This window comes from Arthrobacter sp. K41 (genome assembly GCF_059089645.1).
In genome coordinates, this window is sequence record NZ_JBNHEW010000018.1 from 1 (window position 1) to 459 (window position 459).

The window sequence follows — 459 nt, forward strand, 5'->3', positions numbered from 1 at the left end:
ACCCCCCGGGCAGCACCCCCTCACGCTTCAAGGACGTCGCCACGCAGCCCTCCATCACCGAGTAAATATGCAGCAGACCCGCCCGGATCTCCTCCTCGGAACGGCTGTCCTCCTCGTTCACCCGCATCACATCACTAATGCCCAGGCCGGTCTCCCGGCAATGCTCCAGCAGCTCCGCAGCGGTCCGGAACGGCAACGGCAGCTCCTTCTTGGACTCCTCCAGCTCCTGCCGGGCCGCGTCCTCCTCACCCTCCCGGACAATGAAACCGCCGCCCACCGAAAAGAACGTCGCCGTATGCAGGATCTGTTCCTCCGCATCAAAAATGGTGAACGTCATTCCGTTGGTATGCCGCGGCAGGACGGTCAACGGCCGCAGCACCATGTCCTTCACTCCATACGGCAGGGCCACCGCACCAGCCAACTGCAGCATCCCCGTCTCTGCAATGGCCGCCAGCCGCT

General features: G+C 64.1%; 1 protein-coding gene. It reads right to left on the reverse strand.

Annotation, left to right across the window (positions count from 1 at the left end):
• Positions 1–459 (reverse strand): serine dehydratase beta chain (locus AC5RTE_RS17175; RefSeq protein WP_494042584.1); only part of this gene is annotated, 459 nt, incomplete at both ends.